We start from the raw sequence: 16,800 nt of genomic DNA, 5'->3' as shown, positions 1-16,800 counted from the left end.
ATTTTTAAATGTCTGGAAATCCCAACCACTTACCGGATACGCTTTCAATTCTCCCAAAATGAAAGATAGCTAGCCGGAACTCAGATATCTTCACGCCTTTTTATGCAGTTTTCCCTCTATCAAATTGATTCATTTTTTTCCAAACCGTGTAATATAGTTTTACTTTGTGACTGACAATAGCCCCTTGTACTATTTTACGAGAATTGTAACTTCTCCGTAACCAAAGGAAAAATCAGGTTAGCTATAATAGCTTTAGGAATCACATTAACCATGATCATCCAGGAGGTACTCATTATGAAAACACCCTTTAAATTATTGACTCTAGGTATTGCAGGATGTTGTATGCTCGCTTCCTATGCCAATAGCTCTATGGCATCACCAGCCGTAACCGCAATCCCTGCATCCGGCGTTATAACAGCTGTACCTATTTCCGCACCTATCTCGAGCACCGATATTCAAGTAACAGCCAAAACAGAGCAGGAACAAACAAGTGAATTAACCTCCAACCTGAGCGTACCAGTCATTAGCGGCCTAAAAGATAAGGCTTATCAAACCAAGCTGAATGATCAGATCGCAGAAGTAGCTGCGAAAGACTTGGACGCTATCAAATCCCAAGCTAAAGAGGGGCTAGAGGATGCGACTCAGAACGGTTACCCGTTTAGACCTTATTCTGTGGATGTAAAATACGAAGTGAAAACCAACGCGAATCATACCCTCTCCATCAAGGTCTACACTTACAGCTATACGGGTGGAGCGCACGGCATGACGCGAATTGACACTTACAACGTCAAAGATAGCGACCAAGCAGCCGCTATTACATTGAGCGACATATTCGGTGGTAATTACAAAGATGTAATTAACCAGCAAGTCAAAGCGGAGATTGCCAAATCACCAGAAAATTATTTCAGCGATGAGTTCAATGAGTTCAAAGGAATCAGTGACGACCAAACCTTTTATATCGAAAATGGAAAAGCTGTCATCGTGTTTAGTGCATACGAGATCGCTCCGTACGCTGCAGGCAGTCCTGAATTCGCCATAGCTATTCCAGCAGCAAGCTCTAGTCAAGATGGAGTTCAAGTATCCTCTGCCTCAAAACAGGAGCAGCTCGATCAATTGAAGGTAGATATGAGCGTACCCGTAATTACTGGTATGAAAGATGCCCAGTATCAAGCCGAGCTTAACGATCTGATTGCACGCCAGGCCAACAAAGACTTGGAGAGTATGAAAGAGCAAGCCCAAAAAGATGCTGAAAGAGCGAAACAAGAAGGAATTGAGGTTAGACCTTATGAGCTGTTCATTAAATATGATCTAAAGTCTGACGGAAGCAGCACCAGCAGTAACCGTCTGTCTATCCAAATGACCACCTATACCTTTACAGGCGGCGCGCACGGTATGACTCGGATCGATAATTACAATGCATTAAATAATGAACAAGCGAGCAAGATCGAATTAAGCTCGTTATTCGGAGATCAATACAAAGAAATGATTAATAAACAGATTATAGCTGAAATGGCTAAAACACCGGAAAAATATTTCCAGGATGAATTTAAGGGCATTTCAGATACTCCATCTTTTTATATCGAAAAAGGGGATGCCGTTATTGTGTTCGGTCAATACGAAATCGCGCCTTATTCTTCTGGATCACCTGAGTTCCGCTTCGCTATCCCAAGCGAAAGCACCAGCACGAACCCTACTAAACCTAGCAAGCTGGTCGTTGATAATCAAGAAATCCCATTGCTGACGAACAAGGAAGGAGTCCCTTTTGCTCCTCTGCGTACGGTTGCCGAAAGCCTTGGTTACACGCTGAAATGGAATGCCGACAAGCAGCAGGCTGAAGTGTCGAAAGGCGCTCAATGGACCGCTGTTACGGTCGGAAAGGATCAATACACATATAATAAAATGGCTCCGATCTCGTTAGGGGCAGCACCATTTATCAATGATCAAGGATCTTTGTATGTTCCAACCACCTTTTTCGACCAAATTTTAAAAGCGGATGTTAAAACCGAAGTCGATACGATCTTTATTAGCCAAAAATAATCAAAACAGACGAAAAAACCTTTCCGGATCTAAAAGTCCAGAAAGGTTTTTTGTTGCTTTACCGCATGTAGAAAAAAGTCCTGCAGCAATCACATCAGTCTAACGCATGGAGCGGAATTTCTGTGAATGCTCCTTCGCCTGCTCCACCGTTGTAATCCGGTTGCGGCTCCATTCAAGCAATATCCGGTCAATGTATCTAAAGTGTACTTTCCCCGCAAATACGGCCTCCTTCAGCCCGGCCAAAATCAATTCCTCCAGATAGCCGTCCTTATCAAGCCAGCCCGTAATTGATTCCAGCTCCATAGGAGTCAAGGGACGACCGAATTCTTTTTCGAAAACGGAAAATATATCCTTGCGAACCTCCGGCTCCTTCTTCTGCTTAAGCTTCTCCATTTCCTCGAACCAACAGCCTGCGAGTCGTTCAAGTAAAGGTGTAAAGTTATATTTCTCATATTGAATGCCGCTTACTGGGTCCACACTGTCGTCAATGGTTAATAACCCTTCCTTCAAAAGCTTCTGCAAAGCCGCAATGACCTTCTCGCCCGGAACGGTCATTCTTGCTTGCAGCTCCTCAAGTGTTGGGAATTCCTTACGTTCCCTCTCCATAAAAGCCATCACATGGATCATCAGCATAACCTCGACTTCTGTCAGCTTCCACTGATGATAGTGCTTTAACAAAAGATACGGGACTCCTACAGTGCCTTCCCGCCAACCCGCCACAAAAGCAGCCAGCAATTCTCTGTTTTCCTTACTTTGCTGTTTCATCCGATCACCTCTCTATACAAAAAACACATAACCGTTCCCCAAGCTCATTCGAAAGAACAGCGGTTCTTCAAGAGAACCGCCCCATTCTTCCCTAAGCTTGTATCCTGACTTCACTACTGAGAAATTAACTTTATGGGTACAAGCGGTACAGCAGTCTTGGAAAAGGAATCGTTTCCCGTACATGATCCAAGCCGCAAATCCACGCAACCGTACGCTCCAAACCAAGACCAAAGCCTGAATGAGGCACCGTACCGTATTTACGCAAATCCAAATACCATTGATAGGCTTCCTTAGACAGCTCATGCTCCGTAAACCGTTCTTCCATCAGCACCGGATCGTCAATCCGTTGACTGCCCCCAATAATCTCCCCGTATCCCTCTGGAGCAATCATATCCGCACACAACACAACCTCAGGCCGATTTGGATCCGGTTTCATGTAGAATGCTTTAATCTCGGTAGGGTAATGAGTGATAAATACTGGCTTATCGTAATTCTCGGCAATCGCTGTCTCATGCGGTGCACCGAAATCTTCTCCCCACTCGATTTCATGCCCGTTCTTTTGCAGAAAGCTGATCGCTTCGTCATAGGTAATCCGCGGAAACGGAGCTTGGATGTTCTTAAGCTTCGACGTGTCACGTTCCAGCACTTCCAGCTCCTTGCCGCAGTTGTCCAAGACGGACTGAATGATATGCGAAACAAACTGCTCCTGCACTTCCAAATTTTCTTCATGCGTAATGAAGGCCATTTCAGGCTCAATCATCCAGAACTCGATCAAATGACGTCTCGTCTTTGACTTCTCGGCACGGAAGGTGGGTCCGAATGAATAGACACGCCCTAAAGCCATTGCGGCTGCTTCCATATACAGCTGACCGCTCTGCGTTAAAAAAGCGTCTTCATCAAAATATTTCGTATGAAACAGGTTCGTCGTCCCTTCGCAAGACGATGGCGTCAAGATCGGAGGATCGACCAAATGAAAGCCCCGCTCATCGAAAAATTGTTGAATTGCTCGAATAATTTGAGCGCGTATAACAAGTATGGCCCGCTGCCGCGGCGAACGTATCCATAAATGGCGGTGATCCATTAAGTAATCCACACCATGCTCTTTTGGCGTTATCGGGTAATCGCTAGAAACCTGAATAATCTCAATTCCGGTTACCGTCAGCTCATAGCCGCTCTTGCTTCGAGTGTCTTCCCGCACGTTTCCGGTCACATAAAGAGAGCTTTCTTGTGTAAGCTTCCCTGCTGATTCCCAGACCTCCTCCGGCACATCGCTTTTTACGACTACTGCCTGAATGAATCCCGAGCCATCACGCAGCTGCAAAAATTGAATTTTTCCGCTAGAACGCTTATTATGCAACCAGCAGCCGATCCTCACTTCACTGTCTCTATGTTGATCGACATCTCGAATCATAGATAAATTTCGGCTCATTAAATGGATCATCCTTCCTATTTCAGAGTCACAATTAGATTATACTACATTTCTGCGATTCAATAGGAGTTGATGCGTATCGCGGGCGATAACTAATTCTTCATTCGTCGGGATGACAAGAACCTGTATCCGGGACTGCTCGGTGGAAATGATCCGTTCGTCATTGGAACGCTGTTCATTCGCTCTTTCATCAAGTTCCAAACCAAGGAATGTCAAATTACGGCATACAGCCTGACGCAGCGCTGCCGAATTTTCTCCGACTCCTGCCGTAAATACCAATACATCCACTCCGTTCATCGCAGCCGCATAAGAACCGATGTATTTTCTTAGACGGTACTCATACATTTCGAAGGCAAGGGTTGCACTTCGGTCGCCTTCCTTCATAGCCTCCAGTATTTCCCGCATATCGCTGCTAATACCCGAAATCGCCATAAGTCCGCTATGTTTATTCAGCATGGAATTCACTTCACTCAACGTCAGTTCTTCTTTGCCCATGGCAAATGGAACGATAGCCGGATCGATATCGCCACTGCGTGTTCCCATCATTAGACCTTCGAGTGGCGTCAAGCCCATACTTGTATCGAACGACTTGCCGTTCAGTACGGCTGTGCAGCTGGCTCCATTACCGATATGGCAAGAGATCAGCTTCAGCTCCTTCAATGGCTTTTGCAGCAGCGCTGCGGCTCTTTCGCTTACATATGCATGAGAGATGCCATGAAAGCCGTACCTGCGGATTTTATGCTTCTTGTAAAGCACCATTGGAATCGGATACAAATAAGACCCTTGTGGCATCGTTTGATGGAACGCAGTATCGAAGGTAACAACCTGAGTTACATCCGGCATATTCGCTTCTACGGCGTTAATGCCCAGCATATGTGCTGGATTATGCAGCGGGGCCAAATCAAACAAAGTTCTTATTTCCCGTTTTACATCCTCATCCACGATAACCGACCCAGTGAATGTTTCACCACCATGAACGACCCTGTGTCCGACGGCTTCGATCTCTTGGATGGAGTCCAGAACACCATACTTAGGATGCACGATCATCTCCAGAACTTTTCGAATCGCTGTCGTATGCTCCAATATTTCCGCAACTTCGCGAACCTCCGAGCCTCCATCAGGCTCAAAGCACACAATAGCAGAATCCATTCCTATGCGCTCTACCTTGCCTTTAGCTAGAACCGTTTCATCCATCATATTGTAAAGCTGAAATTTCAGCGAGGAGCTTCCTGCATTGATTACGAGAACTTTCACAGACGGTCACCATCCTTATCATAGCGGAAAAAGCCTTGCCCAGTCTTTACGCCGAGCTGCCCGGCACGAACCATTTGCTTCAAAAGGACGGCGGGGCGATATTTCACGTCTCCAAACTCTCGGAACATCCGTTCCATTGCCACCAAAAGTGCATCCAGTCCCATTCGATCCGCTGTTTCGAGAGGACCATAGTGAAAATCATAACCCATTCGCATTGCCGTATCGATATCTTCTGCACTCGCAACCCGCTCTGACAGCGTATGCATAGCTTCGTTAATCAGAACACAAATCAATCGTGTCGTAACAAAACCAGGCGATTCATATACCTGAATGCCTGTTCTTTGAATCGTATTTTCAATAAATTGCTTCGTAAAAGAAAACGTATCCTCGGAAGTTTTTAACCCTCTAATAATCTCCACCAAACGGATTTTTGATACAGGGTGCAAAAAATGAATGCCAATGACTCGATCAGGCCGTTTTGTTACTGCTGCGATCTCTGTCAAGCTTAATGTGGAAGTATTGCTGGCCAAAATGGTTGTTGCCGGACAAATTTCATCCAACCGTTGAAACAACAGCTTTTTCTGATCCAAATCTTCGCTGATCGATTCGATAACCAGATCGCAATCTGCAAGACTGTACATGACGGTATCTCTATGGATTCTGGATAAAATGAGCTTTTTCTCTGCAGTAGTGATAGCCCATTTCTCCAGCTGCTTGTCGAGGCTAAGTTCAATCTGCTCTAATGCTTGCTCCAATTTCTCCGACGTACGGTCAATTAATAATACGTCCATTCCTTGTGCTGCCAGCATCTCTGCGATGCCTTGGCCCATCGTTCCGGCACCGATAACACCGACTTTGCCGCACTGCATGCCGTTTCCCCCTTAACCGCTTTCATTTGCAATCTCTCACTATATAAACCCATGGTTAATTAAAACAGGCCGTTCTGCCTGTATGTGCTTATTATACACTCCCCGAAGCTTAAATGAAAAAACTTCTTGTGGCATTGTTGTGAAGAGCTGGCAGCTTACCTTTGCTCCAAAAACAAAAACAAGCCCTCCGCCGCAGCAGCAGCATTGGACTCGTTCCTATGAATGGAGAATATGAATTAAAGACTAATAACTTGCTTCGTATCTTGCGATGCAAAAGCAGCCAATATAACCTTTAACGACTTCAAGCCTTCTTCACCAGAGATGCTTGGCGGGGTATTCGTGGTCAAGCAATGAATGAATTCATCGATAACTCCGCTCGTCGTTTGTTTTTCATTAGTGGCCATCGCTCCGACCTTATACTTCTCAACGGAACCGTTGCGGAGCTCCACAATCACTTGATCATCTGAATCGGTACCGATTTTCATAACCCCGTTCTCGCACCAGAGAATCGTGCTGTTGTCGCCGCCTTTATAGTAGGTCCAGCTTGCAACTAATGTACCGATAGTGCCGCTATTCATACGAAGTACGCAAGTTGCATTATCGTCCACATCTGTGCCTTCCTTATGAAGGGTGCCCACGAATGCAGCAACATCCGCAACCTCATCATCAAGAAGCCAACGAATAAGATCGGATTTATGCACGCCTAAGTCGCCCATTGCGCCCATAATTGCTTCTTCCTTACGGAAAAACCAGCTTTCTCTTCCGTCTACGCTCCAGCCTTCTGGTCCTGGATGTCCGAACGAAGTACGGAATGTAAGAACTTTGCCAAGTCTGCCGGATTGCAAAATTTCTTTTGCTTTCATATGAGGGGGCATTAAACGTTGGTTATGACCCACCATCAAGTAGACTCCGTTCTTTTGAGCCGCTTCGATCATAGCCAAGCCTTCCGCTTCCGTCACAGCCATTGGCTTTTCCACCAACACATGAGCTCCTGCATTTGCCGCGGCAATAGAGACTGGTGCATGCAGCACGTTTGGAGTACATACGCTGACGGCGTCCGGTTTGATTTCTTTGAGCATTTCATTGTAATCGGTATAAGACTTTGCGCCATGCTTCTCAGCGTATTTGTCTGCCCGTTCTTTAATGATGTCGACAAAAGCAACAAGCTCAACATTTGGGTTAGCTTCATATTCCGGTATATGTCTTCTTATGGAAATAGCTCCGCAGCCTACAACGGCAACTCTCAATTTACTCATGTCATCTACCCCTTATGATTTTAAAATTGATTTAAATAATTTTGTTGAAGCCACTTCAAGCTAGTACCAACACTCTCCAGCGGAGGATTTTGGCAGCGGTCCTGCTCAACAATAAGCCACTCAACCTCTGCATCCGAAGCCGCTTGAATGACCGTTGGCAATTCAATTTCCCCTTGGCCCAGTTCAACCGTATTGATCTGATTGTTAATCATGCCTTTGAAATCTTTCAGGTGGAGCAGCGGTAATCTACCTGCATAATCAGCGATATATTGAAGCGTATCCAATCCAGCGAACTGAACCCAGCCTGCATCCATCTCCACTAAAATATCTTCGGGTGCAGAAGCGTACAAAGCGTCAAAAACATATTGATCACCGATTTTCGCTTCGAATTCAAACGCATGGTTATGATAAGCAAACTTCAGGCCGTTTTCCTTAGCCTTGCGCGCTGCTTCTCCCAGAAATGTAAACAGGGATTTCCAGCTTTCCACGTCTGCGCGATCCTCAGCAGCCACATAAGGACAGATTAAGTACTCAGCCCCGATAGCAAGCAAGTAGTTGATTTCTTTGTCCAGATCTGCACGCATATTTTGCAAGCTAACATGTGCTCCGATAGGCTTCAGGTTCAGTTCATCCAAAAGCTGCTTTAATTCCTCTGCCGGCAAATCACCGTATCCCGCGAATTCAACACCTTCATATCCAAGCTCGGCCACACGGCGAAGCGTTCCTTTGAAATCTTTTGACAAATCATCGCGAACCGTATACAGCTGAACGCCAATACCCATTCTTCTCATATGCTCATCCTCCATAGGAATTGATCTATTTGATATTATTTTAATCCCAAATGCCCTATAATGACTATGAACGATGTGCTTACAACATGAACTATTTTGCTATTAATAAAGAAGGGATTCTACTATGCTCTCTCAAATTCTATCATGCGGGTATTCTTATCACTCACAAAAATTTCAAACCGGGCATAAAGAAAACGTGAAGCATTATTTGATTCGACTGCAAACCGAAGGCTTCAGCCAAGCTTGGGTCAACGGTACGATGACCGATGTCGAGACGGGTGATCTTTTGCTATACCAGCCCGGTGATGTGTACGATCTGCGGATCGATGAGCATACAAATAAACTGGGCCAAACCCTGATTTCAAGCGGTGATTATTACATTATGTGCAAGGGAGAATGGCTGGAGTCCTGGTGGAAAAAAAGCAAAAAGCCGCAAAAGGTCCGGATCGCAGCTGCAGAACGTCTGCTAACTTTATGGAGGCAGATCATACTGGAGAAGCGGCGTATCGAGGATGAGAACAAAGAGCTATCCGACTATTTGCTGCGAGCGCTTTGCCTACATATCGACAGGGCCGTCACTGAAACGCGCACACTTCATGGAAGTTCCTTCTTGGCTTCACGGATGAAAAGCTTTATAGAGGAGCACGCAATTATACCCTTCAAGGTCGAAGACGTCGCTCAGCATGTCGGACTTAGTGTCTCCCGTGCCGTTCACCTTTTTAAAGAATGCTTTGGCAAAACGATGATCCAGTATACGCTGGAAATCCGTCTCTCTACATCTATCGAGCGAATGAACTACAGTGATATGACGTTGGAGCAGATTGCCGAAACGTCCGGCTTCGGAAGCTATTCTTATTTTCACCGCGTATTTCGGGAGAAGTATGGGATCTCACCCAAAGCGTTCCGGCTCCAGCAGACAGAGGGGGATCAGGTACATCCGAATCCTTAAGTGAGCTTCAAATAGTCCTACATCCATCTTGTAAGCCCGTCATCCATTGCTATATACTTCTCTTTAGGAGTGTAAAATCACAGTCCGGTTGGTAGTCCGGGCGCATAGGGCTAAACCTTGTGTCAGTAGCCTTCCCCCCTCGGGATGTCCATCACTCTGTACTTTATATTGAGGGGGAAGCTTAGATGAAGCTTACCGTATTTTTTGATGAACAGCTCCAATTCTGGGTGGGTGTTGTAGAAGACGAGGACAACAACCGAATCAAAGCCGTCCGACATTTGTTCGGCAAAGAACCGAAGGAGGCCGAGATTCTCGATTTTATCCATCACGACATGCAGCGGCTGCTGGATTCAGCAACCCAAACTCTGCAAACTATACCGCGCGGGGAACGACGGATTAATCCTAAACGGATGTCACGTATCGCCGCTCGTGAAGTACAGCAGCGGGGCGCATCCACTTACGCACAGCAGGTCATAAGTTTGGAGTATGAGCATCGGAAAATGGAACGAAAAAGCGATTCAAAGCGCCGGCAAGAGGAATTGAATGAACGAAAATATGCATTGAGGGTGCAAAAAGCGAAGCAGAAGCATCGCGGAAAGTAGCGCCGCAGCAAGGCTGCCTTTACGGTCAGGATAACCTAAACCACAGAGGCAGCCTTTTTCAAATGCCAAGTCTACGAACTATGTCCGGGGTCAAGCCTTCCCCTGAGTACGATACTAAAGGAGATATTTCGATGTCACGGTGACTCATGCTTTCCTTGATAACTCCCGCTTCCAAAAGCCATTTGTGATGAAGCGCAAGAACAAGCTGTCTGGCGGATGCCGGACTATCCTCACCCTCTTTATTTTTCACTGGAGCAAATTCTTCCTCCCGGTTCACCTTAAGCACCGTAATTTGTTCCGCCAGAGGAAAGAAATCGAATATAAACCGCTCCATTTTGTATGCGTTGGGTTCATCCGGTTCAACTAGCTTACCAGCTGAATCGATAAATTTGATTTTTTTATGTGCCATTGCATAAGGCAGATCCGCATCAGCAACACCTTCAATGAAGTCAAATCTGAATAATTGCATAGAAATATTACCGAGGCTAAACATCAGCCTGCCCTGCTCGTCCGTAGCATACATGATATCTTCCGGGAGCACCGTATATTCTACGACTGCCGGACGACCGCTGCGATAGCACAAAATGCCGACTGGCTCCTCGGGATATAATTTTTCAACGGTCTTGGCTGCCGCGGGATGTTGTTGACAGGCAGCTACACCTATAAACAACGGGTCTGCCACCTTTACGAGCGCATTGTCCACATTATAGTAAAACAACCACTCCAAGCCTCGTCGCTTCATGTCCGCCAATGCCCCTGTCCGTTTTAAAGCAGCGAAGCAATCACCGTTGCCGCTTGGAGCCAAGCATATCTCATCTTTATCAGAAAGAAGAATGTTCCCATGCTCATCCATCGCTGGCATCATCCCCTGCTGGAAGAACATGCACTGCTCACGTCCATAACCGAAAAAATGGTTGTCCTCAAAATACTGAACGGTTTGCACATGATTATCAGGACTTGTCATTATATACCACGCTATAGGCTGCCCCGCTCTTTCCGACAAGTTGATTAAGTGCTCCGCCTGAAGTTGAAAGAGTGATTTACCAGACGGTAGTCCAATATTATAGGCTCCCTTGGGTCCTTCATATCCTAACCGACTTCCTTGACCGCCAGCTACGACAATCGCTCCTACTTTCCCTTGTTGAAGCAACTCCCAACCTGCCTCAGCATACCTCGCTCGCTCTTCCTTTGTAAACTTGTCCCAGCTGCTGGCATGAATCGGCGCCAATTGCCCACTCTCCAATAGTCCAGCCTGCGAGTCCGACCTACGTCTCCATACATTGCAGATCGTTTCAAAATCAAGCTGTGCAATTTGATCAAGCAGCTTCTTCTTGGATGATTCGCTCAATTCATCATAAAATGTAAGCAAATGTGCTTGACCGTAAGCGTTCAGCAGTGCCAATGCTTGTTCTTTTCGACTTTCCATAAAAAGCCCCCTAAAACAACTTTATCTTATCGCCTTTTCTATGAATCGGTACATTACCGAAGCTTGGATAGGACGATAGCCTATCTGCGAATAAATATGATTGGAGGTCGGATTAGCCAGATCGGTGTAGAGACTGCAAAAGGAGTACCCCTCCTCCAGCATGCGCTGACTTAACGCAGCCACACAAGAGGATGCATAGCCTTGATTACGGAATTGCGGCGGCGTATAAACATAGCTTAATACGATACCGTGTTTCGTGGGTCTGGTCGTTTTTGCCATACTGACCGCCCCATCATTATCCCATAAGTAGATGGAGCTTTCTTTGATAAAGCCAAGTGCTTTAATAGAAGCTTTCTCTAGAGAAATCTGTTCGTTTATAGAATCTGCGAACTCTTTGATCCAGCTTGTAACCTGTTCATGGTCACGCAGCTCAGCCACTTTCAATTGTCCCCTACTGAAGCGAATCGGATTGACCTGGTCAAGCTGATATATGCATTGATCCATTTTGAGAACTGGTTCCAACTCATTTTGGTTAGCCCACTCCAAAGCAAATAATCGTGCAATTTCCGTCGGCCCGACAACTCCGTGGACATGTGCATTTCTCCCAACCAACTCGGCAATAACCGCTCTCACAGCTTCTTCTTTCTTCATGCCGTTACTGTACAAAACAGCGTTCAAGGGGTTATTTAGCATAACAAGCTCGATACCGCCGTCTTCATCTTCGACTAGAGCCATTTGTGATTTTGAAGATGCTGCTCCCTGTGCTTCACCTTTAACTGCTATTTGAAGGAGACCAAGCAGCAGGTTGTTCACCGCCTCGTGCTTCTCCAGCTCTCCCCCGACCTTTTCAAGGAAAAGCTCAGCGCTGTCAAAAAAATACACGTTCAAGTCCCCATCACCTCTACAAAAGTAAATTTTATCCATGTTATCACAAGTTACATGATTCAACAATGAGAAAAAGCGGCTTTCACTCCGAATGGAGCAAAAACCGCCTAGGTGTATGACAAACTTATTTATAAGCCAAACGCGCTTGATGAGCTGCTTCATATGCCGTAATAGCGTCAGCATGCTGAAGAGTCAAGCCGATATCATCCAAGCCTTGCAGCAGGAACTGACGACGGTGCTCATCCAGATCAAAATCAATGCTCAGACCTTGATCATCCGTAATTTTTTTGTTTTCCAGATCAACAGTCAGCTGGTAGCCTTCTGTCTTAGCTGTACGTTGGAACAAATCTTCTACTTGTTCTTCGCTCAGCTTGATTGGCAAAATGCCGTTTTTGAAACAGTTGTTATAGAAAATGTCCGCATAAGACGGAGCAATGATAACTTTGAATCCATAATCTTGGATCGCCCAAGGAGCGTGCTCACGAGAAGATCCACAGCCGAAGTTAGCGCGGGAGATCAAAACGGAAGATCCTTGGTAACGAGGCAGGTTCAAGGAAAAATCCTTAATAACATCGCCTTGCTTGTCAAAACGCCATTCAAAGAATAAAAATTGTCCGAAACCGGAACGTTCAATCCGTTTCAAAAATTGCTTTGGAATAATCGCATCTGTATCTACGTTTACGCGGTCAACTGGACCTACGAGGCCTGTATGCTTTTTAAAAGCTTCCATGTCGTTATTCTCCTCACTCAAATAAATTGAATTAAGCTTCTTGCTTCACTTTGAAGTCCCACTCGCGAACATCATAGAAATGTCCTTTGACTGCTGCCGCAACGGCCATAGCAGGGGATACAAGGTGCGTACGTCCGTCACGTCCTTGACGACCTTCAAAATTACGGTTGGATGTCGATGCGCAGCGTTGTCCCGGCTTCAATACGTCCGGATTCATCGCCAAGCACATGCTGCAGCCCGCATCGCGCCACTCGAAGCCAGCTTCGGTGAAGATTTTATCCAAGCCTTCTTTTTCCGCTTGAATTTTAACGCGTCCGGAGCCTGGAACTACGATTGCGGTCACATTCGGGGACACTTGATGTCCTTGCGCAACTTTCGCTGCAGCGCGAAGGTCCTCGATGCGGCCATTCGTACAGGAACCGATAAATACATAATCTACGGCCAAGTCCGTCATAGGAGTTCCTGGAGTGATGCCCATATATTCAATCGCTTTTTCAGCGGCTTTACGTTCGTTCTCTGTCGGGAAGCTTTGTGGATCCGGTACAAGCGCTGTAACATCAGTACCCATACCAGGGCTAGTTCCCCAGGTTACTTGTGGAATCAGGCTGTCAGCGTCAAAATCAACCACACGGTCATAAACTGCGCCTTCATCTGTAGTCAGTTGTTTCCAGGCAGCAACTGCTTCGTCAAATGCAGCGCCTTGAGGTACATATTCGCGACCACGCAAGTAGTTGAAAGTCGTTTCATCCGGTGCAATCAAGCCTGCTCTTGCGCCTGCTTCGATGGACATGTTACATACAGTCATACGCTCTTCCATAGACAGGTTGCGGATTGCTTCCCCTGTGTACTCGATTACGTAGCCAGTTGCAAAGTCCGTACCGTATTTAGCGATAACGCCCAAGATCAAGTCTTTTGCTGTAACGCCTGGGTTCAGCTTACCATTGATGCGAACTTCCAATGTTTTAGCTTTCGATTGTTGCAAGCATTGAGTAGCCATAACATGTTCTACTTCACTAGTACCGATACCGAACGCCAACGCGCCGAATGCTCCGTGAGTGGAAGTATGGCTGTCGCCGCAAACGATAGTTTTACCAGGGTGAGTCAAGCCAAGCTCTGGACCCATAACGTGAACAACGCCTTGATCGATGCTGTCCAAGTCAAACAAGGTAACGCCGAAATCTTTACAGTTTTGCGACAAAGTGTCGATTTGCTGTTTGGAGATCGGATCTGTAATATTGAAACGATCTTTGGTAGGAACGTTGTGGTCCATTGTAGCGAATGTCAAATCCGGACGACGCACTTTGCGGCCGGACAAGCGAAGCCCTTCAAAAGCTTGCGGAGACGTTACTTCGTGCACCAGTTGCAGGTCGATATAAATGATGCTAGGTTTGCCTGCTTCCTGATGAATTACGTGATTGTCCCAAATTTTCTCGAACATAGTTTTTGCCATCAGTTTCACCTCATTGTCATGAATGCGAATCAATTCATCTCATGTCACATAGTTTAGCATTTCTTTATTCATTGATCCAAGATATAATATCTATAAGCTTGATAGGTATAAACTATCACATTATCGAGCATAAAGGAATAAAAAAAAGGAGACATCTCCCCATGGAACTAAGACAGCTGCAGTATGCGCTGCAGATCGCTATAGAAAAAAATTTCTCACGCGCCGCCGAAAAGCTGCATATCGCACAGCCTTCGCTCAGTCAGCAATTATCCAAGCTGGAAAAAGAAATCGGCGTCCTTCTGTTTCAGCGGACAACCAACTCGGTTGAGGTAACCTATGCCGGATCCCTGTTCGTCGAAAAGGCTCAAGCGATTCTTGATATGGTCGAGCAGCTAAAGCGAGAGATGGAAGACATCTCCCAAATGCGTAAAGGTAAGCTGATCGTCGGCAGCCTTCCGATTACTGGCGCCCACGTGCTCCCTCTAGTGCTGCCTGTCTTCCAAGCGCGCTACCCGGAGATCGAGATCATGCTAGTCGAGGAAACGACCGCTAATTTGGAACATCTCACAGCCAGCGGGCAGATCGACATCAGCTTGCTTTCCCTACCGTTAATCGATGAATCGCTGACCTACGAGCCTCTTATCGAAGAGGAAATTATGCTCGCCCTACCCTCGAATCACCGTCTTGTCAAAGCCTCAGGTGATGCCAAGACGATCCAGATCGAAGAATTGGCAAACGAGCCTTTTATCGCACTGAAAAAAGGCCAAGGCTTCCGGCAAATTGCGATAGAGCTATGCCTGAATGCAGGCTTTACTCCGAAGATTGTTTTTGAAAGCAGTAATATCGAAACGGTGCAATCTCTTGTTGGCGCCGGTATGGGCATTGCTTTTGTACCTCACATGATTACGAGGGGAGCCTGGAGTGAGATGGCTCCAGCTTACTTGTCCTTGTCCCAGCATCCAACACGCACATTAGTTATTGCATACCGCAAAGGACGCTACATGTCCAAAGCCGTCGAAGCTTTCATGACTACGTTCCGGGAAGTCGTGGAACAGCAATAAGCAAACAGCACTATTAGGGTACATTTATATAAAAGCCTAGCAATCTGTCCGCCGCTCTGCTGCCCAAATAGCCGCTTTCTGCACAAGATTCTCTAACAGGGACCGCTTCCCGTCCTGATACTGGTGAACACTCTCTGGGAACTGCTCTGCTAAACGGAGCTTCAGCTGACCGTAGTCCGCTGCATCCTGAGGGTGTTCCAGCATATAAGCTTTGAAATCCAAATGAGCGGCAATGGAAGGATGACCCACTTCAAAAATATGGACATGGTGTGTTCTTTGATCTCCACCTTTTGTAAAATATCGCCTTCCAGGGATCCCGTTCTCCCCCTTCGGACTGAATCCTTCGTCATGCATGGCCTCATTGAAAGAAGAGATAACCTCAATGTTGACAACTTCGATCAGAATATCGATGATTGGCTTCGCATATCCGATACAAGGAATGGAGGTACTGCCGATATGATGAATTCGAACCAGCTCCGTATCAAGGATGTCCTTTAATAGCCTTGCTACTTCCGAATACCTAACGGCCCACTCTGGAGTCCACTCGGCAACTATCGTCTTCCTCATTTAAGCGCCTCCTTAGGTCTCCCAGTCGTGTAAAATTCAAATGTAGGAAGCCCTCTACTTATCGTTTCGGTAATTTCACCTTGTGAGCAATCGCCGATCACCTTACGCCAAAAAAGTTCAGACACTACATTTCGCTTCAGATACGACAGACTCCATTTCCCCTGAAACTTGGAAAAGATTTGTTGAGCCGTCCAGTAACCGACTCCCATTTTCCGATAAGCGCGCATAATGAAATATTCCGCTACGGAGTAATTCGGAGTGCCATCCGGCAGCGGTTCATGCTCGCGAATGAGGGCAAATCCGGCGATTTGACCGTCAACTTTGACGAAAAAAGCAAAACGGCCTTCCTCGGTCCAGTAATTATCTATGTATTTATATCCATATAGACCATGTGCGTTCACATGAATGTTATCCTCAAATTCACTCATATCATATTGATAGAGCTCCATAATATGCTGTAATACAGACTTCTCTTCATAAGAAATTGGTTGCAGCTCCATGCTCAGCATCTTTTATCCCCCCAAATATAATTAGTTAACTCTACCTTACATCTTAAGAGTTTAAAATCCACTGGATAGTTTCGCTATAATCAAACTGTCTTTACGAGAGGGGAAACTAAAAAGCAGCCGTAGGCTGCTTTGGTATGAGGAGAAACCTATAAAAATTGAAATATTGCTAACATACTCCAGTGGGGTATCCCCCTCCGGCCGCTGTTGTTATCGGGAAATT

Annotated in this window: 16 protein-coding genes; 4 read left to right on the top strand and 12 right to left on the bottom strand. The window is 46.0% G+C overall.

Going from position 1 to position 16,800, the window contains the following annotated elements; translation table 11 throughout:
- The first annotated feature begins 294 nt into the window (after positions 1-294).
- Positions 295-2,037, top strand: coding sequence for a PdaC/SigV domain-containing protein (locus QMA13_RS11955; protein WP_282941596.1), 1,743 nt, complete (start codon positions 295-297; stop codon positions 2,035-2,037).
- Positions 2,038-2,136: 99 nt separating this feature from the next.
- On the opposite strand, the gene QMA13_RS11950 is transcribed toward QMA13_RS11955, so the two are convergent.
- The 6 genes from QMA13_RS11950 to QMA13_RS11925 form a co-directional block, all read right to left on the bottom strand.
- Positions 2,137-2,802: a DnaD domain-containing protein gene (locus tag QMA13_RS11950; RefSeq protein WP_282941595.1), complete on the bottom strand. Its 666-nt coding sequence runs from the start codon at positions 2,800-2,802 to the stop codon at positions 2,137-2,139.
- Positions 2,803-2,932: 130 nt separating this feature from the next.
- Positions 2,933-4,231 carry an asparagine--tRNA ligase gene (gene asnS / locus QMA13_RS11945; protein WP_282941594.1) on the bottom strand — a complete coding sequence of 433 codons (1,299 nt, stop codon included), beginning with the start codon at positions 4,229-4,231 and terminating at the stop codon, positions 2,933-2,935.
- 39 nt (positions 4,232-4,270) lie between these two features.
- Complete coding sequence (locus QMA13_RS11940) at positions 4,271-5,485, bottom strand: acetate/propionate family kinase (protein ID WP_282941593.1); 1,215 nt, start codon at positions 5,483-5,485, stop codon at positions 4,271-4,273.
- Positions 5,482-6,354: a 3-hydroxyacyl-CoA dehydrogenase family protein gene (locus QMA13_RS11935; RefSeq protein WP_282941591.1), complete on the bottom strand. Its 873-nt coding sequence runs from the start codon at positions 6,352-6,354 to the stop codon at positions 5,482-5,484. Before QMA13_RS11935 ends, QMA13_RS11940 begins: the two co-directional genes overlap by 4 nt.
- 236 nt (positions 6,355-6,590) lie before the next feature.
- Positions 6,591-7,610: a Gfo/Idh/MocA family protein gene (locus QMA13_RS11930; protein ID WP_282941589.1), complete on the bottom strand. Its 1,020-nt coding sequence runs from the start codon at positions 7,608-7,610 to the stop codon at positions 6,591-6,593.
- Between the two features lie 20 nt (positions 7,611-7,630).
- The gene (locus tag QMA13_RS11925; RefSeq protein ID WP_282941587.1) at positions 7,631-8,401 is read right to left on the bottom strand and encodes a sugar phosphate isomerase/epimerase family protein; all 771 of its coding nucleotides are present in this window, start codon (positions 8,399-8,401) and stop codon (positions 7,631-7,633) included.
- Between the two features lie 124 nt (positions 8,402-8,525).
- Here QMA13_RS11925 and QMA13_RS11920 point away from each other — a divergent pair, with 124 nt between their 5' ends.
- Positions 8,526-9,350 carry a helix-turn-helix domain-containing protein gene (locus tag QMA13_RS11920; RefSeq protein ID WP_282941585.1) on the top strand — a complete coding sequence of 275 codons (825 nt, stop codon included), beginning with the start codon at positions 8,526-8,528 and terminating at the stop codon, positions 9,348-9,350.
- A gap of 185 nt (positions 9,351-9,535) precedes the next feature.
- Positions 9,536-9,952, top strand: a complete 417-nt coding sequence (locus tag QMA13_RS11915; protein WP_282941584.1) for a YjdF family protein — start codon at positions 9,536-9,538, stop codon at positions 9,950-9,952.
- Between the two features lie 58 nt (positions 9,953-10,010).
- Here the strand turns inward: QMA13_RS11915 and QMA13_RS11910 are convergent, their stop codons facing one another.
- The 4 genes from QMA13_RS11910 to leuC all read right to left on the bottom strand — a co-directional run bounded on the left by QMA13_RS11910 (position 10,011) and on the right by leuC (position 14,443).
- Positions 10,011-11,378: a UDPGP type 1 family protein gene (locus QMA13_RS11910; RefSeq protein ID WP_282941583.1), complete on the bottom strand. Its 1,368-nt coding sequence runs from the start codon at positions 11,376-11,378 to the stop codon at positions 10,011-10,013.
- 21 nt (positions 11,379-11,399) lie between these two features.
- The gene (locus QMA13_RS11905) at positions 11,400-12,260 is read right to left on the bottom strand and encodes a GNAT family N-acetyltransferase (RefSeq protein WP_282943378.1); all 861 of its coding nucleotides are present in this window, start codon (positions 12,258-12,260) and stop codon (positions 11,400-11,402) included.
- A 127-nt stretch (positions 12,261-12,387) separates the two neighbouring features.
- Positions 12,388-12,993 (bottom strand): 3-isopropylmalate dehydratase small subunit, encoded by a 606-nt coding sequence (leuD, locus tag QMA13_RS11900; RefSeq protein ID WP_282941582.1) that lies wholly within the window; start codon positions 12,991-12,993, stop codon positions 12,388-12,390.
- Between the two features lie 31 nt (positions 12,994-13,024).
- Complete coding sequence (gene leuC / locus QMA13_RS11895) at positions 13,025-14,443, bottom strand: 3-isopropylmalate dehydratase large subunit (RefSeq protein ID WP_282941581.1); 1,419 nt, start codon at positions 14,441-14,443, stop codon at positions 13,025-13,027.
- Positions 14,444-14,604: 161 nt separating this feature from the next.
- Here leuC and QMA13_RS11890 point away from each other — a divergent pair, with 161 nt between their 5' ends.
- The gene (locus tag QMA13_RS11890) at positions 14,605-15,504 is read left to right on the top strand and encodes a LysR family transcriptional regulator (protein WP_282941579.1); all 900 of its coding nucleotides are present in this window, start codon (positions 14,605-14,607) and stop codon (positions 15,502-15,504) included.
- Positions 15,505-15,540: 36 nt separating this feature from the next.
- Here the strand turns inward: QMA13_RS11890 and QMA13_RS11885 are convergent, their stop codons facing one another.
- Both QMA13_RS11885 and QMA13_RS11880 read right to left on the bottom strand, forming a co-directional pair.
- Positions 15,541-16,071, bottom strand: coding sequence for a GrpB family protein (locus tag QMA13_RS11885; protein WP_282941577.1), 531 nt, complete (start codon positions 16,069-16,071; stop codon positions 15,541-15,543).
- Positions 16,068-16,580, bottom strand: coding sequence for a GNAT family N-acetyltransferase (locus QMA13_RS11880; RefSeq protein WP_282941575.1), 513 nt, complete (start codon positions 16,578-16,580; stop codon positions 16,068-16,070). The genes QMA13_RS11885 and QMA13_RS11880 overlap by 4 nt, the downstream gene beginning before the upstream one ends.
- Between the last annotated feature and the right edge of the window lie 220 nt (positions 16,581-16,800).

It is taken from the genome of Paenibacillus sp. RC67 (genome assembly GCF_030020805.1).
GTDB lineage: Bacteria > Bacillota > Bacilli > Paenibacillales > NBRC-103111 > Paenibacillus_S.
The sequence above is the reverse complement of the archived record's forward strand: the minus strand, read 5'-3'. Positions and strand labels throughout refer to the sequence as shown.

Bases quoted from the DNA above. Each gene is read 5' to 3' on its own strand.
- QMA13_RS11930 (WP_282941589.1), bottom strand. From the start codon at position 7,610: ATGAGTAAATTGAGAGTTGCCGTTGTAGGCTGCGGAGCTATTTCCATA.
- QMA13_RS11885 (WP_282941577.1), bottom strand. From the start codon at position 16,071: ATGAGGAAGACGATAGTTGCCGAGTGGACTCCAGAGTGGGCCGTTAGG.
- QMA13_RS11910 (WP_282941583.1), bottom strand. From the start codon at position 11,378: ATGGAAAGTCGAAAAGAACAAGCATTGGCACTGCTGAACGCTTACGGT.
- QMA13_RS11880 (WP_282941575.1), bottom strand. From the start codon at position 16,580: ATGCTGAGCATGGAGCTGCAACCAATTTCTTATGAAGAGAAGTCTGTA.
- leuD (WP_282941582.1), bottom strand. From the start codon at position 12,993: ATGGAAGCTTTTAAAAAGCATACAGGCCTCGTAGGTCCAGTTGACCGC.
- QMA13_RS11950 (WP_282941595.1), bottom strand. From the start codon at position 2,802: ATGAAACAGCAAAGTAAGGAAAACAGAGAATTGCTGGCTGCTTTTGTG.
- QMA13_RS11890 (WP_282941579.1), top strand. From the start codon at position 14,605: ATGGAACTAAGACAGCTGCAGTATGCGCTGCAGATCGCTATAGAAAAA.
- QMA13_RS11955 (WP_282941596.1), top strand. From the start codon at position 295: ATGAAAACACCCTTTAAATTATTGACTCTAGGTATTGCAGGATGTTGT.
- QMA13_RS11920 (WP_282941585.1), top strand. From the start codon at position 8,526: ATGCTCTCTCAAATTCTATCATGCGGGTATTCTTATCACTCACAAAAA.
- QMA13_RS11925 (WP_282941587.1), bottom strand. From the start codon at position 8,401: ATGAGAAGAATGGGTATTGGCGTTCAGCTGTATACGGTTCGCGATGAT.
- asnS (WP_282941594.1), bottom strand. From the start codon at position 4,231: ATGAGCCGAAATTTATCTATGATTCGAGATGTCGATCAACATAGAGAC.
- QMA13_RS11935 (WP_282941591.1), bottom strand. From the start codon at position 6,354: ATGCAGTGCGGCAAAGTCGGTGTTATCGGTGCCGGAACGATGGGCCAA.
- QMA13_RS11915 (WP_282941584.1), top strand. From the start codon at position 9,536: ATGAAGCTTACCGTATTTTTTGATGAACAGCTCCAATTCTGGGTGGGT.
- leuC (WP_282941581.1), bottom strand. From the start codon at position 14,443: ATGGCAAAAACTATGTTCGAGAAAATTTGGGACAATCACGTAATTCAT.